The sequence below is a fragment of the Pseudomonas sp. FG98 genome, from assembly GCF_057808595.1.
In genome coordinates this window covers 26,663-40,923 of record NZ_JBMDIJ010000015.1, presented here as the reverse complement: position 1 = coordinate 40,923, position 14,261 = coordinate 26,663, and the positions used below count along the sequence as shown (strand labels likewise).

General features: G+C 62.2%; 14 protein-coding genes. All 14 read left to right on the top strand.

Annotation, left to right across the window (positions count from 1 at the left end; translation table 11 throughout):
- Positions 1 to 159: 159 nt before the first annotated feature.
- The 14 genes from ACODSK_RS12595 (at position 160) to fliG (ending at position 14,208) form a co-directional block, all read left to right on the top strand.
- Positions 160 to 1,086, top strand: a complete 927-nt coding sequence (locus ACODSK_RS12595; RefSeq protein WP_489016404.1) for a ketoacyl-ACP synthase III — start codon at positions 160 to 162, stop codon at positions 1,084 to 1,086.
- 56 nt (positions 1,087 to 1,142) lie between these two features.
- Complete coding sequence (locus ACODSK_RS12590; protein ID WP_489016402.1) at positions 1,143 to 2,429, top strand: motility associated factor glycosyltransferase family protein; 1,287 nt, start codon at positions 1,143 to 1,145, stop codon at positions 2,427 to 2,429.
- Complete coding sequence (locus tag ACODSK_RS12585) at positions 2,429 to 2,689, top strand: hypothetical protein (RefSeq protein ID WP_489016400.1); 261 nt, start codon at positions 2,429 to 2,431, stop codon at positions 2,687 to 2,689. The genes ACODSK_RS12590 and ACODSK_RS12585 overlap by 1 nt, the downstream gene beginning before the upstream one ends.
- A 218-nt stretch (positions 2,690 to 2,907) precedes the next feature.
- Positions 2,908 to 3,762, top strand: coding sequence for a flagellin domain-containing protein (locus tag ACODSK_RS12580; protein ID WP_042124605.1), 855 nt, complete (start codon positions 2,908 to 2,910; stop codon positions 3,760 to 3,762).
- 67 nt (positions 3,763 to 3,829) lie between these two features.
- Positions 3,830 to 4,201: a flagellar protein FlaG gene (locus tag ACODSK_RS12575; protein WP_489016398.1), complete on the top strand. Its 372-nt coding sequence runs from the start codon at positions 3,830 to 3,832 to the stop codon at positions 4,199 to 4,201.
- A gap of 79 nt (positions 4,202 to 4,280) precedes the next feature.
- Positions 4,281 to 5,681, top strand: coding sequence for a flagellar filament capping protein FliD (fliD, locus tag ACODSK_RS12570; RefSeq protein ID WP_489016396.1), 1,401 nt, complete (start codon positions 4,281 to 4,283; stop codon positions 5,679 to 5,681).
- 126 nt (positions 5,682 to 5,807) lie between these two features.
- Positions 5,808 to 6,191, top strand: a complete 384-nt coding sequence (gene fliS / locus ACODSK_RS12565) for a flagellar export chaperone FliS (RefSeq protein WP_489016394.1) — start codon at positions 5,808 to 5,810, stop codon at positions 6,189 to 6,191.
- Positions 6,192 to 6,214: 23 nt separating this feature from the next.
- Complete coding sequence (fliT, locus tag ACODSK_RS12560; RefSeq protein WP_064302521.1) at positions 6,215 to 6,511, top strand: flagellar protein FliT; 297 nt, start codon at positions 6,215 to 6,217, stop codon at positions 6,509 to 6,511.
- 169 nt (positions 6,512 to 6,680) lie between these two features.
- Positions 6,681 to 8,156 carry a sigma-54 dependent transcriptional regulator gene (locus tag ACODSK_RS12555; protein ID WP_489016392.1) on the top strand — a complete coding sequence of 492 codons (1,476 nt, stop codon included), beginning with the start codon at positions 6,681 to 6,683 and terminating at the stop codon, positions 8,154 to 8,156.
- A 192-nt stretch (positions 8,157 to 8,348) separates the two neighbouring features.
- Positions 8,349 to 9,554 (top strand): sensor histidine kinase, encoded by a 1,206-nt coding sequence (locus ACODSK_RS12550; RefSeq protein WP_489016390.1) that lies wholly within the window; start codon positions 8,349 to 8,351, stop codon positions 9,552 to 9,554.
- Positions 9,551 to 10,948 (top strand): sigma-54-dependent transcriptional regulator, encoded by a 1,398-nt coding sequence (locus tag ACODSK_RS12545; RefSeq protein ID WP_489016388.1) that lies wholly within the window; start codon positions 9,551 to 9,553, stop codon positions 10,946 to 10,948. Before ACODSK_RS12550 ends, ACODSK_RS12545 begins: the two co-directional genes overlap by 4 nt.
- 118 nt (positions 10,949 to 11,066) lie before the next feature.
- Positions 11,067 to 11,396, top strand: a complete 330-nt coding sequence (gene fliE, locus ACODSK_RS12540; RefSeq protein WP_489016387.1) for a flagellar hook-basal body complex protein FliE — start codon at positions 11,067 to 11,069, stop codon at positions 11,394 to 11,396.
- A gap of 15 nt (positions 11,397 to 11,411) precedes the next feature.
- A complete protein-coding gene (gene fliF / locus ACODSK_RS12535) occupies positions 11,412 to 13,196 on the top strand; it encodes a flagellar basal-body MS-ring/collar protein FliF (protein WP_489016386.1) in 1,785 nt (594 codons plus the stop codon).
- Complete coding sequence (gene fliG, locus ACODSK_RS12530) at positions 13,189 to 14,208, top strand: flagellar motor switch protein FliG (protein WP_009400046.1); 1,020 nt, start codon at positions 13,189 to 13,191, stop codon at positions 14,206 to 14,208. Before fliF ends, fliG begins: the two co-directional genes overlap by 8 nt.
- The last annotated feature ends 53 nt before the right edge of the window (positions 14,209 to 14,261 follow it).

Sequence of the window (14,261 nt, the reverse complement as noted above, 5' to 3'; positions counted from 1 at the left end):
ACGGACATCTGTGTCTCTATCGTTCAATGGGAGTGACGGGCCGTGTCACCGTCGCTGCCACTGCCATCCAGTTCAGCGGATGGCGGGAATCCCTGTTTTCTGGCGCCCCTCGAGTCATGCGAGCGGTGATCTTCAGCAGTTTTTCATTGGGAAGCCATGATGATTGGCATAAAAAGCATTGCGAGCTACGTTCCGGCCGCCGGCCTGGACAACTACGCACAAGGCGCCAAATTCGGCAAGGACGAGGAATTCATCCTCGGCAAGATCGGCTCGGCCTTCCTGCCACGCAAGGCCGATGAGCAGGAAACCTCCGACCTGTGCGTCGAGGCGGTCAACGCCCTGTTCGCCGCTAATCCGACGCTGTCACGCGATTCCATCGATGCCCTGATCGTCGTCACCCAGAACGGCGACGCCGAAGGCCTGCCGCATACCGCTGCGATCGTCCAGGACAAGCTTGGCCTGCCGACCCATGTCGCAGCGTTCGATATCTCCTTGGGGTGCTCCGGTTACGTCTACGGCATCTATGCGCTGAAGGGCTTCATGGAAGCCACCGGCCTGAAGAACGGCCTGCTGGTCACCGCCGACCCTTACTCGAAGATCGTCGATCCGGAAGACCGCAACACCACCATGCTGTTCGGTGACGCTGCCACCGCCACCTGGATGGGCGAGGATCCGATCTGGGCCCTGGGCAAATCGGCGTTCGGCACCGATGGCTCCGGCGCGCCGCACCTGAAGGTCACCGATGGCGTGTTCTTCATGAACGGTCGCCAGGTGTTCAACTTCGCCCTGCTCAAGGTGCCTGCGCACCTGCACGAGCTCCTGGAGCAATCCGGACTGGCTGCGGACGACATCGACGCCTTCTGCATCCACCAGGGCAGTGCGGCGATCGTCGATGCCGTGGCGCGGCGTTTCGAAGACAAGCCTGAGAAGTTCGTCAAGGACATGGTCGAGACCGGCAATACCGTGTCGTCGAGCATTCCCCTGCTGCTGGAGAAGCACGCCCTCGACAGCACCTGGAAGCGTGTCGCGGTAAGCGGTTTCGGCGTAGGCCTGTCGTGGGGCTCGGCGATTCTCCATCGGCCGTGACCTGACGCGCGGCACGGGGTAATCTGCGGCGTTTCGCAGGCAAGGGATGCTCATCCATGAGCGAGTTTTTCCAGCGCAACGCCGAGGTTATCCAGTCCCGCTGGCCGTCGTTGTTCGAGCGCCTGGTGCGCGAGGACAGCGGCAGCGTCAACGCGGTGCTGAGCGAGGGGCACGGATCGACCCTGAGCGTCGATGGCATCCAGCTCAGCAGTCGTCATGATCGCGTCGCCGAGGCGCGTTTCCAGGCGGCCAGCCTGCCCGACAGTCCCCTGTTGCATCTCTACGGCACCGGCCTGGGCGACGTGCAGCATGCCCTGCTGCAGCGTCCCGGCCTGCAGCGCCTGCATGTGCACATTCTCAATGGCGCGCTGTTCGTTCTGGTCCTGCATCTGCTCGATCAGCAGCAATGGCTGGCCGATCCACGCATCGAGCTGGACTATGCCGGCGATGCCGATGAAATCTCTCAACCCTACTTCGCCTTGCCGGCCGAGCTGGTGCTGGCCGACGACGTCAATGCGAAGATCCGCGACCGCCTGATCAGTGAAACCCACCTGACCTTCAACAACACCCTCTTCGATGTAGCCGATCCGCAGCTGCTGGCGCTGCTGGAGCGCAGCCTGCCGCTGCTGCGCAGCGACCGGGACGTTGCCGAGCTGTTCGGCAGCCGGGCAGGGCAGGCAGCTTTCGTCATTGCCACCGGGCCCTCCCTGCAAGGCCACCTGCCGGCCTTGAAGCGCATCCGCGAGGAGGCAGGGCGGCCGTTGTTCATCGCCGTGGACACCGCCTACAGGCCCCTGCTGGCGGTCGGTATCGAGCCCGATATCGTGGTTAGCGTCGATCACAAGATCCGCCTGCATCACCTGCCGCCCGAGGCTTCGGCCAATACCGCGCTGGTGTACATGCCGATGCTCGATGTCGAGACCCTGGCTGGATGGCGCGGGCCGCGCTATGCCGCCTATTCGGACAGCCCTTTGTACGAGCGGGTTCGCGGAGAAATTCCGCGCGGGCATCTGTTCGTCGGCGGCAGCGTCATCCATCCCGCGGCGGACCTGGCAGTGAAGATGGGGGCGAGCCGGGTCACCCTGTTCGGCGCCGATTTCGCCTTCCCCGGGGATCGTACCCATACCGGCTGGGATGACGGGGTGCTCGGTCCGCAGATTGCGGCAGCGCGGCACTGGGTGCTCGACGGCAATGGCCAGCGGGTGCGTACCCAACTGAATTTCCGCGGTTACCTGATCGAGCTGGAGCGCTTTATCGCTCGCCATCCACAGGTGGCCTTTTTCAATACCAGTCGCGCCGGCGCCTTGATCGCCGGCAGTCAGTTCGATGCGGAGTTCTGCTGATGAATGCCTTCAAGGATCAGGCGCGCCACTGTGCCGGGCTGTTTCGCCTGGGCCGGGATGTCGAGGCCGCAGTGCTGATGGTGGAGCTTTTCGACGGTGCCCCCGGCGTGTTCTTCCAGGCACCGCAGGCCGTGCAACAGCGCTTCGCTGTGCTGTTCGGTGAGCTGCTTGCCGCCCAGCAGCGCCAGGACTGGATTGCCCTGGCCGACGGTCTCGAATACGACCTGGCAGACCTGATCGATCAGGCAGTTTCGCCGTGAAACTGTGATGGCCATCACATCGTGCTGACCGTTTGCGGTCGCTGCCTTTTCGGGCAAGTACCTGATTTACAAGGGGTGGCGGCGTGATGGCATTTTTTTTTGAAAAACCCCTAAAGCAATCCCCGAACCCGGCGATAAACATTACGAAGGTTCTCTAGGCCACACCCGGCGGATGCCAGGGCCGGAAGCCGCAGTATCCATCCAACGAGGAATTCGTCATGGCTTTAACCGTAAACACCAACACCACTTCGCTGGGCGTGCAGAAGAACCTGAACAAAGCTTCCGACGCTCTGAGCAACTCGATGACTCGTCTGTCGTCCGGCCTGCGCATCAACAGCGCAAAAGACGACGCCGCTGGTCAGCAGATCGCCAACAAGCTGCAAACCATGGTCACCGGTACCACCGTTGCGATCAAGAACGCCAACGACGGTAACTCGATCACCCAGACCGCTGAAGGCGCTCTGTCGGAAATCACCAACATCCTGCAGCGTATGCGTGAGCTGGCTCTGCAAGCACGTAACGACTCCAACGGCACCACTGAACGTGCTGCTCTGAACAAGGAATTCGCGGCCAAGTCCGACGAAATCACCCGTATCGCCACCTCCACCACCTACGGCACCAGCAAGCAACTGCTGAACGGTTCCGCTGGCACCATGGAGTTCCAGGTCGGTGCGATGACTGGTACCAGCCAGATCCTGAGCGTTTCGATGACCTCCAGCTTCGCGGCTACCGCCCTGGCTGTTGGTACCGGCGCCCTGGCTATTTCCGGTACTTCGGACTCCGCAGTACACACCGCTGTTGACGGCGCAATCACCGCCATCGACGCCGCCCTGCAGAAAGTTGACGACAAGAAATCGGAGCTGGGTGCTATCCAGAACCGCTTCCAGAGCACCATCAACAACCTGCAGAGCATGAACGAGAACTCGGCTTCGGCTCTGGGTCGCGTTCAGGACACCGACTTCGCCGCAGAAACCGCTCAGCTGACCAAGCAGCAAACCCTGCAGCAAGCGTCCACCGCAGTTCTGGCCCAGGCCAACCAACTGCCATCCGCTGTACTGAAACTGCTTCAGTAATAGCTACGATGAAGAGCGAGGGGGTGCATCAGCATTCCCTCGCTTTTTACTTTGGAGGTGATGGGCGATGGACATGAGCGTCAGATTGAACGCGTCTTACCCGGCTCCGGCGGCAGCTGTGGCCCAGCAGGACAAAGCTGCTGAACAGGGTGCGTCCGAAAAGGTCTACAGCAAGCCGAGCCTTGCGGCTGTGGACAATCAAGAGCAGAAAAAAACCGACACCGATCTTCAGGAAGCGGTGAAGGGATTACAGGATTACGTCCAGTCGTTGCAGCGCAACCTGGAGTTTTCGGTGGACGAGTCCACCGGAACCACCGTCGTCAAGGTGGTTGCCCGTGACAGTGGTGAAGTGATTCGGCAGATTCCGTCCGAAACCGCCCTGGAGCTGGCGAAAAGTCTGCAAGACGTCAACAGCCTGCTTTTCGACGAGAAAGTCTGAAAGCGGTACGAAAATTGATACATTTTCGCCTTGTGCGCTAATGGTCAAGCGTTTGGCGTGAACCGAAAAGGAGAGAGTGATGGCAAGTCCGATTCTACCGGCCCTGGGCCTTGGCAGTGGTCTGGATACCGCTTCGATCGTCAAAGCCCTGGTGGACGCCGAAAAAACGCCCAAGCAGAACCAGCTGGACCGGCAGACCAAGGCCAACACCGCCTCGATCTCGGCGATCGGCAGCCTGAAAAGCGCACTCACCACCTTCAATACCGCGCTGAGCAAGCTTGGCAGCACCACTACCCCGCAGTTCATCGGCTACTCGGCCACTTCGGCAGACGAGAAGTCGGTCAAGGCCACCGCAGACAGCTTTGCGGTAGGTGGCACTTACAGTGTCAAGGTCAACGAGCTGGCGACGGCTTCGAAAGTCGCAAGCCAGCGCTTCGCCAGCAATACCGATGCGATCAGCGAAGGCACCCTGGAAATCACCCAGAACGGTACCGTCTACAAGGTCGAGATCGGCGAAAACGCCACCCTGCAGTCGACCCGTGACTCGATCAACAGTGCGCTGAACGCCAAGGGCATCAGTGCCAACATCATCAATGATGGCCAGGGCTCGCGCCTGGTGTTGACCTCGACCACTACCGGTCTGGGCTCGGATATCTCCGTGGGTGGCATTCCCGAGCTGACCATCGATGGCGAGACCCAGATGTCTGGCGCTGGTGGCGGATTCATCACTGCGCTGGCGAAGGATGCCAAGTTCGAAGTCGATGGCATGGCGCTGACCAGCAAGAGCAACAAGGTCGACAATGCCGTCAGTGGCCTGACCCTGGAACTGGTGGCTGAAAATACTTCGACCACGGTAACCGTCGCCACCAACAACGACGGTCTGAAGAAGTCGGTGCAGAGCTTCGTCGATGCCTACAACGCGCTGGTCACCACCATCAATGGTCTGAGCCAGACCCCGAAAAACGCCGATGGTACCCTGGGGACCGCGCCTGCGCTGGCAGGTGATTCCCTGGCGCGGGGCATGCTGACGGCACTGCGCACCGAGCTGACGACGGCGGTATCGGGTGGTAATGGTTCTTTGACGGTGCTCTCGCAGTTGGGCATCAATACCGTGCAGAGCACCGGTCTGCTGGAGCTCGACAGCACCAAGTTCACCGCAGCCCTGGACACCCAGAAGCTGGGTGGTCAAATCCAGAGCCTGTTCTCCGGTGACAACGGTCTTTCCAGTCGCCTGACCAAGGCCATGGAGCCCTATACCCAGTCCGACGGCCTGCTCGCCGACCGTTCGAAGATTCTTGAAAGCACCAAGAAGAACCTGTCGAACCAGCAGTCGAGCCTGGATGCGAGGATCACTGCGATGACTGCTTCGCTGACCAAGAAGTACAACACCATGGATACCCTGGTGGGTCAGCTGAATGCCCAGCGTGATAACATCACCTCCATTTTCAGTGCCATGGCTGCGCAGCAGAAGAACTCCTGATTTCTTCGTTGACGCCAAAAGCCCGACAGTGCCGTTCCTGCATGTCGGGCTTTTTTCATGGTTACTAAAGTTTTTTGACGCCCGGTCGATAGCCCGGTCATACAGCAATTGTGTTGAGGTACGAACATGAATCCGATGTTGGCCCTTCGTCAGTATCAGAAAATCAGCGCTCAGGCACAGACCTCCGAGGCCAGTCCGCACCGCCTGGTGCAGATGCTCATGGAAGGCGGCCTGGACCGTATCGCCCAGGCCAAGGGCTCCCTGGAGCGCAAGGACCTTGCCGGCAAGGGCATTGCCATCGGCAAGGCGATCGGCATCGTCGGCGGTCTGCGCGAAGGCCTGGATCGCGACAACATGACGGCGGAGCTGGAGCGACTGGATTCTCTCTACCTTTACATGACCCGCCGTCTGACCGACGCCAACCTGAAGAACGACATCGCCGCGCTCGACGAGGTGGCGGATCTGTTGACCACGGTCAAGGAAGGCTGGGACGCGGTCGCCCCACAATAACCAGTTGCGATGAGGATATCGTGATGAGTGCTGTGCTCAAGCGTATCGAGGAAACCCGGGAAGCATTGGTTGGCGCACTGGCCAATCGCGACTGGGAAGCGGTGGGTGAGCTGGATCAGGCTTGCCGCGCCTGCATGGACGAAGTGATGAGCGCGGAAGTGGTCGACGAGGAAGCGCTGCGGGACAATCTGCAGGATCTGCTGGGTGTCTATCGGCAGTTGATCGATGTGGCAACGGAAGAGCGTCAGGCAATCGCCGACGAGATGTCAAAGATCAAGCAGGCGCAACAGGCGACAAAGGTATACCATCTGTACCGCTGACGGTTGATCGAAAATCAGTTACGCGCCATAAATTTGACTGTTAAAGGTTTTTTGACTTAACTAGTGGCTGTTTTCTAATTTCAGACGTCGGAACACTGACCGTTCAGTCGGAATGATGTCGAGCATGCCCTTCGAAGGGCCTCGAGTTGACTAGGGAAGTTGCTATTGCATGTGGCGTGAAACCAAAATTCTCCTGATCGATGACGATAGTGCTCGCCGCCGTGACCTGGCGGTGGTATTGAATTTTCTTGGGGAAGAAAATCTGCCGTGCTCCAGTCATGACTGGGAGCAGGTTGTCGAGTCGTTGTCGTCCAGTCGTGAAGTGCTCTGTGTCCTGATCGGCACTGTCAATGCTCCGGCCGGCGTCCTGGGCTTGCTTAGGACAGTCGCTGCCTGGGATGAGTTCCTTCCTGTTCTGCTTTTGGGCGAATTTTCTTCGCTCGAACTTCCGGAAGAGCTGCGCCGACGCGTGCTCTCCAACCTCGAAATGCCGCCGAGCTACAGCAATCTGCTGGATTCGCTGCACCGTGCCCAGGTCTACCGCGAAATGTACGACCAGGCCCGCGAGCGTGGTCGGCAGCGCGAGCCCAACCTGTTCCGCAGCCTGGTCGGCACCAGCCGGGCGATCCAGCATGTACGGCAGATGATGCAGCAGGTCGCCGACACGGACGCCAGCGTGCTGATCCTTGGCGAGTCCGGTACCGGCAAGGAAGTGGTGGCGCGCAACCTGCACTACCATTCCAAGCGCCGCGAAGCGCCGTTCGTTCCGGTCAATTGCGGGGCGATTCCGGCGGAACTGCTGGAAAGCGAGCTGTTCGGCCATGAGAAGGGCGCGTTCACGGGCGCCATCACCAGCCGCGCCGGGCGTTTCGAACTGGCCAATGGCGGCACCCTGTTCCTCGACGAGATCGGCGACATGCCCTTGCCGATGCAGGTCAAGCTGCTGCGCGTGCTGCAGGAGCGTACCTTCGAGCGCGTTGGCAGCAACAAGACCCAGAGCATTGACGTGCGCATCATCGCCGCGACCCACAAGAACCTCGAGAGCATGATCGAGGTCGGTTCGTTCCGCGAAGACCTGTACTACCGCCTGAACGTATTCCCCATCGAGATGGCGCCGCTGCGTGAGCGCGTCGAAGACATCCCGTTGCTGATGAACGAGCTGATCTCGCGCATGGAGCACGAGAAGCGCGGCTCGATCCGCTTCAACTCGGCGGCGATCATGTCGCTGTGTCGTCATGGCTGGCCAGGCAACGTCCGCGAGCTGGCCAACCTGGTGGAGCGCATGGCGATCATGCACCCCTACGGCGTGATCGGCGTTGCCGAACTGCCGAAGAAATTCCGCTATGTCGACGACGAAGACGAGCAACTGGTCGACAGCCTGCGTTCCGATCTGGAAGAGCGCGTGGTGATCAACGGGCATGCGCCGAGTTTCCCGACCAATGCCATGTTGCCACCCGAAGGTCTGGACCTGAAGGACTACCTTGGCAGTCTCGAACAGGGACTGATCCAGCAGGCGCTGGACGATGCCAACGGCATCGTCGCCCGCGCCGCCGAACGCCTGCGCATTCGCCGCACCACCCTGGTGGAAAAGATGCGCAAGTACGGCATGAGTCGTCGCGAGGGAGATGAGCAGGCGGAGGATTGACGCCTGCTTTTTCGCGAACTGTTCGCGGCCTGTTCTAAAGCCTTTCTTTTCGTACGGTAAAGGCCCGCATCTGCGGGCCTTGTCCGTTTCTTATGTGGCAGCGGCGGCATGACGGAAAAGTTTCCGGCATGGCTATTGCTACATCGCTCTCCACATACCGGTTTATGACGGTAAGCCACGCGAGAGAGCACGATGCCCCACGCCGCCATCACTTCCCACGAGCCGCCACGTCCGGATGCTGCCGAGCAGCAAAGCCGCGTCGGCCTGGAGCAGGCGTTCGCCCTGTTCGATCAGATGTCCACCCAGCTCAGTCAGTCCTACAACCTGCTGGAGGCCCGGGTTACCGAGCTCAAGGGCGAACTGGAAGTAGTCAGCGCGCAGCGCATGGCCGAGTTGGCGGAGAAGGAGCGCCTGGCCAACCGTCTGCAGAACCTGCTGGACCTGCTGCCAGGCGGGGTGATCGTGATCGATGGACATGGCCTGGTGCGTGAGGCCAATCCGGCGGCCTGCGAATTGCTCGGCGAGCCGCTGGTGGGGGAGTTGTGGCGCCAGGTAATCGCCCGCAGCTTCGCGCCTCGCGAGGATGATGGTCACGAGATCTCCCTGCGTGACGGTCGTCGCCTGTCCATTTCCACGCGTTCCCTGGATGCCGAGCCGGGTCAGTTGGTGCTGCTCAACGACCTCACGGAAACCCGTCACCTGCAGGATCAACTGGCTCGCCATGAGCGCCTGTCCACCCTGGGGCGCATGGTCGCTTCGCTGGCCCATCAGATCCGCACGCCGCTGTCCGCGGCCATGTTGTATGCCAGTCACCTGGCCGAGCAGGACCTGCCGCTGGAAACCCGCCAGCGTTTCGCCGGCAGTCTCAAGGAGCGCCTGCATGAACTGGAACACCAGGTTCGCGACATGCTGGTCTTTGCCCGCGGCGAGCTGCCGCTGACCGATCGCCTGACACCCAAGGCACTGTTCCAGGCCTTGCAGCAGGCTGCCCAGACCCAGGTCCATGGTCATAACGTGCGCTGGCAGTGCGACAGCCACCTCGGCGAGCTGCTGTGCAACCGCGACACGCTGGTCGGCGCACTGCTCAATCTGCTGGAGAACGCCCTGCAGGCCAGCGCCGGTTGCGCCCGCCTGAAGATTCATCTGTATCGTCGCGACGCTACCCTGCGCCTGTGTGTCAGCGATGCCGGCAGTGGCATCGACAGCGGGCTGCTGCAGCGGCTCGGTGAACCTTTCCTGACGACCAAGGCCACCGGTACCGGGCTCGGCCTGGCGGTGGTCAAGGCGGTTGCCCGGGCTCACCAGGGCGAGTTGCACCTGCGTTCGCGCCCGGGTCGTGGAACCTGTGCCACTGTCAGCCTGCCGCTGATCGGTGGCGCCCGCGAGGTGTCGGCATGAGCAGGATCAAGGTGTTGCTGGTCGAAGACGATCGAGCGCTGCGCCAGGCCCTGGGTGACACCCTGGAGCTGGGTGGTTTCACCTACAGTGCTGCGGGTTCGGCCGAGGAGGCGCTGGAGCAGGTTGCCGCCGATAGCTTCAATCTGGTGGTCAGCGACGTGAACATGCCGGGCATGGATGGCCATCAGTTGCTGGCGCGCCTGCGTGCCAGCCAGCCGCAGTTGCCGGTGTTGCTGATGACTGCCCATGCGGCGGTGGAGCGGGCGGTGGATGCGATGCGCCAGGGCGCTGCCGATTACCTGGTCAAGCCATTCGAGCCGCGGGCGCTGCTGGAGCTGGTGGCCCGCCACGCCTTGGGCGCTGCCAGTGGCGCCGATGCCGAGGGTCCGGTGGCGTGCGAGCCAGCCAGCGCCCAACTGCTGGAGTTGGCGGCGCGGGTCGCCCGCAGTGACTCGACCGTTCTGATTTCCGGTGAGTCGGGCACCGGCAAGGAAGTCCTTGCGCGCTATATCCATCAGCATTCGCCGCGAGCCGACCAGGCGTTCGTGGCCATCAACTGCGCGGCGATTCCCGACAACATGCTCGAAGCTACCCTGTTCGGTCACGAAAAGGGCTCGTTCACCGGGGCCATCGCGGCGCAGGCGGGCAAATTCGAGCAGGCCGATGGGGGCACGCTGCTGCTGGACGAGATTTCCGAGATGCCCCTGGGGCTGCAGGCCAAGCTGCTGCGGGTATTGCAGGAGCGGGAGGTGGAGCGGGTCGGCGGACGCAAGCCGATTGCCCTGGATATCCGCGTGGTCGCCACTACCAACCGCGACCTGGCCGGTGAAGTGGCGGCCGGGCGTTTCCGTGAAGACCTGTTCTATCGCCTGTCGGTCTTCCCGCTGGCCTGGCGTCCGCTGCGCGAACGGAGCGCCGATATTCTGCCATTGGCCGAGCGCCTGCTATTGCGCCACGTCAATAAAATGAAGCACGCACCGGTTAGGCTCTCCGAGGAAGCCAGGGCTTGCCTGCAAGGCTATCCATGGCCCGGCAACGTGCGCGAACTGGACAACGCGATCCAGCGCGCGCTGATCCTGCAGCAGGGCGGGGTGATCGCTGCGGCGGATTTCTGTCTCGCCGGGGTGCTTCCGGTATTGGCGCCAACCCCGCAGCCGGCGCGGTCCGCAGCGTTGCCGGCGGTGGCCGAGGCGGGTGATGCCGGTGGCCTCGGGGATGACTTGCGCCGGCATGAATTCCAGATGATCATCGACACCCTTCGCGCCGAGCGCGGCCGCCGCAAGGAGGCTGCCGAGCGCCTGGGCATCAGTCCGCGGACCTTGCGCTACAAATTGGCGCAGATGCGCGACGCGGGCATGGATGTCGAGGCCAGCCTTTATGCCACGGGGCTTTGAGGGCAGTCGGAAAGGGTTTTGCAAAGTCGTCGGGGTTAGCTGGCACTCTTGTTGCTAAGTCCTGTATCAGCCGCTGCGTGAGTGTCAAAAAAATGCGGGCCGTCGGAGAGAGAAGTTCATGAGCCAAGGTGTTGAATTCAATCGGTTGATGCTGGACATGCGCGCCATGCAGATGGAAGCCATGTCGGCCTCCAAGGCCGTGCAGGCGCCTGCCGAGCTGGGGCAGAGCAGTTTCGCCGACATGCTGGGTCAGGCCATCAACAAGGTCAACGACACCCAGCAGGCCTCTTCGCAACTGGCCAATGCCTTCGAAATCGGCAAGAGCGGCGTCGACCTGACCGACGTGATGATCGCCTCGCAGAAAGCCAGCGTCTCGTTCCAGGCCCTGACGCAGGTGCGCAACAAGCTGGTCCAGTCGTATCAAGACATCATGCAGATGCCGGTTTAAGGCGGGATTTGATTCATGGCCGATGCAGTCGTCGATAACGTGCCCTCCAAGGGCAGCCCGCCAGCGCCCAAGCCGCCGCTGTTCGGCATGTCGTTCCTGGAAAACATCTCGCAGATGCCCATGCTGCGCCAGATTGGCCTGCTGGTCGGCCTGGCCGCCAGCGTGGCCATCGGTTTCGCCGTGGTCCTCTGGTCGCAGCAGCCGGACTACCGTCCGCTGTACGGCAGCCTCTCCGGCATGGACACCAAGCAGGTCATGGAAACCCTGGCCGCCGCAGACATCCCCTACAACGTCGAGCCCAATTCCGGTGCACTGCTGGTCAAGGCCGAGGACATTTCCCGCGCCCGTCTGAAACTGGCCGCCGCCGGCGTGGCGCCGAGCGACGGCAACGTCGGTTTCGAGATCCTCGACAAAGAGCAGGGCCTCGGTACCAGCCAGTTCATGGAAGCCACCCGCTACCGTCGCGGCCTGGAAGGCGAGCTGGCGCGGACCATTTCCGCCCTGAGCAATGTCAAGGCCGCCCGCGTGCACCTGGCGATCCCGAAAAGCTCGGTGTTCGTCCGTGACGAACGCAAACCGAGTGCTTCCGTGCTGGTCGAGCTCTACCCGGGGCGCGCCCTGGAAGCCGGGCAGGTCATGGCCATCGTCAACCTGGTGGCAACCAGCGTGCCCGAGCTGGACAAGTCCCAGGTCACGGTGGTCGACCAGAAAGGCAACCTGCTCTCCAGCCAGCTGGAAAACACCGAGCTCACCGTCGCCGGCAAGCAGTTCGACTACAGCCGGCGCATGGAAGGCCTGATGACCCAGCGGGTGCACAACATCCTGCAGCCGGTGCTGGGCAACGATCGCTACAAGGCCGAAGTCTCCGCCGACGTCGACTTCAGCGCCGTCGAATCCACTTCCGAACAGTTCAACCCCGACCAGCCAGCCCTGCGCAGCGAGCAGTCGGTCAATGAACAGCGTTCCAGCAGCTCGGGCCCGCAAGGCGTACCGGGTGCCCTGAGCAACCAGCCACCAGGTCCGGCCAGCGCGCCGCAGACCACCGGTGGCGGCGCTGCCGGCGCCGCCGCAGCGATCCAGCCCGGCCAGCCGCTGCTCGACGCCAACGGCCAGCAAGTGATGGATCCGGCCACCGGCCAGCCGATGCTCGCGCCTTATCCGTCGGACAAGCGCCAGCAATCGACCAAGAACTTCGAACTCGACCGTTCCATCAGCCACACCCGCCAGCAGCAGGGGCGTGTCACCCGCCTGTCGGTCGCGGTAGTGGTGGATGACCAGGTCAAGATCGACCCCGCCAACGGCAACACCACCACGGCGCCATGGAGTGCCGAGGACCTGGCTCGCTTTACCCGTCTGGTCCAGGACGCAGTGGGCTTCGACGCCAGCCGTGGCGACAGTGTCAGCGTGATCAACGTGCCGTTCGCCGCCGACCGTAGCGAGGCCATCGCCGAGATTCCGTTCTATTCGCAGCCGTGGTTCTGGGACATCGTCAAGCAGGTGCTGGGCGTGCTGTTCATCCTGGTGCTGGTGTTCGGGGTCCTGCGTCCGGTACTCAACAACATCACCGGCAATGGCAGGCAGTCGGGCAGCAGCGACAAAGACATGGAACTGGGCGGCATGATCGGTCTGGACGGCGAAATGCCGAGCGACCGTGTGAGCCTGGGTGGTCCGCAAAGCATCCTCTTGCCTAGTCCGAGCGAGGGCTACGATGCCCAGCTCAACGCTATCAAGAGTCTGGTGGCAGAAGACCCGGGTCGCGTGGCCCAGGTCGTGAAAGAGTGGATCAACGCCGATGAGTGACAATCGAGCCCTGACTTCCAAGCTCACCCGCGTCGACAAGGCAGCCATCCTGCTGTTGTCGCTGGGCGAGACCGACGCCGCGCAGGTACTGCGGCACATGGGGCCGAAAGAGGTCCAGCGGGTTGGCGTGGCCATGGCGCAGATGGGCAACGTCCATCGCGAGCAGGTCGAGCAGGTGATGAGCGAGTTCGTCGAGATCGTCGGCGACCAGACCAGCCTGGGTGTCGGCTCCGACGGCTACATCCGCAAGATGCTCACCCAGGCCCTCGGCGAGGACAAGGCCAACGGCCTGATCGACCGGATCCTGCTGGGTGGCAACACCAGTGGTCTGGACAGCCTGAAGTGGATGGAACCTCGCGCTGTCGCCGACGTCATTCGCTACGAACACCCGCAGATCCAGGCAATCGTCGTGGCCTATCTCGATCCGGACCAGGCCGGGGAAGTCCTCGGCAACTTCGACCACAAGGTGCGCCTGGACATCATCCTGCGCGTCTCGTCGTTGAACACCGTGCAGCCGGCGGCCCTGAAGGAGCTCAACCAGATCCTCGAGAAGCAGTTCTCCGGCAACTCGAACGCCGCGCGCACCACCCTGGGTGGTATCAAGCGTGCCGCAGACATCATGAACTTCCTCGACAGTTCGGTCGAAGGCCAGCTCATGGATGCGATCCGCGAGATCGACGGCGATCTCTCCGAGCAGATCGAAGACCTCATGTTCGTCTTCAACAACCTGGCCGATGTCGACGACCGCGGAATCCAGGCCCTGTTGCGCGAAGTGTCTTCCGACGTGCTGGTGGTGTCCCTCAAGGGCGCCGACGAAAAGGTCAAGGACAAGATCTTCAAGAACATGTCCAAGCGCGCTTCCGAGCTGTTGCGCGACGACCTGGAAGCCAAGGGCCCGGTCCGCGTCAGCGACGTCGAGACCGCGCAGAAGGAAATCCTCACCATCGCCCGCCGCATGGCCGAAGCCGGCGAGATCGTGCTGGGCGGCAAAGGTGCCGAAGAGATGATCTGATCTGTCGACGCCGGCCTTGCGGGGCCGGCGTCGATTGCCAGGCAGCCCTGGTT

Coding starts and splice junctions, on each gene's coding strand:
- ACODSK_RS12595 (WP_489016404.1), top strand. CDS start 160: ATGATTGGCATAAAAAGCATTGCGAGCTACGTTCCGGCCGCCGGCCTG.
- ACODSK_RS12590 (WP_489016402.1), top strand. CDS start 1,143: ATGAGCGAGTTTTTCCAGCGCAACGCCGAGGTTATCCAGTCCCGCTGG.
- ACODSK_RS12585 (WP_489016400.1), top strand. CDS start 2,429: ATGAATGCCTTCAAGGATCAGGCGCGCCACTGTGCCGGGCTGTTTCGC.
- ACODSK_RS12580 (WP_042124605.1), top strand. CDS start 2,908: ATGGCTTTAACCGTAAACACCAACACCACTTCGCTGGGCGTGCAGAAG.
- ACODSK_RS12575 (WP_489016398.1), top strand. CDS start 3,830: ATGGACATGAGCGTCAGATTGAACGCGTCTTACCCGGCTCCGGCGGCA.
- fliD (WP_489016396.1), top strand. CDS start 4,281: ATGGCAAGTCCGATTCTACCGGCCCTGGGCCTTGGCAGTGGTCTGGAT.
- fliS (WP_489016394.1), top strand. CDS start 5,808: ATGAATCCGATGTTGGCCCTTCGTCAGTATCAGAAAATCAGCGCTCAG.
- fliT (WP_064302521.1), top strand. CDS start 6,215: ATGAGTGCTGTGCTCAAGCGTATCGAGGAAACCCGGGAAGCATTGGTT.
- ACODSK_RS12555 (WP_489016392.1), top strand. CDS start 6,681: ATGTGGCGTGAAACCAAAATTCTCCTGATCGATGACGATAGTGCTCGC.
- ACODSK_RS12550 (WP_489016390.1), top strand. CDS start 8,349: ATGCCCCACGCCGCCATCACTTCCCACGAGCCGCCACGTCCGGATGCT.
- ACODSK_RS12545 (WP_489016388.1), top strand. CDS start 9,551: ATGAGCAGGATCAAGGTGTTGCTGGTCGAAGACGATCGAGCGCTGCGC.
- fliE (WP_489016387.1), top strand. CDS start 11,067: ATGAGCCAAGGTGTTGAATTCAATCGGTTGATGCTGGACATGCGCGCC.
- fliF (WP_489016386.1), top strand. CDS start 11,412: ATGGCCGATGCAGTCGTCGATAACGTGCCCTCCAAGGGCAGCCCGCCA.
- fliG (WP_009400046.1), top strand. CDS start 13,189: ATGAGTGACAATCGAGCCCTGACTTCCAAGCTCACCCGCGTCGACAAG.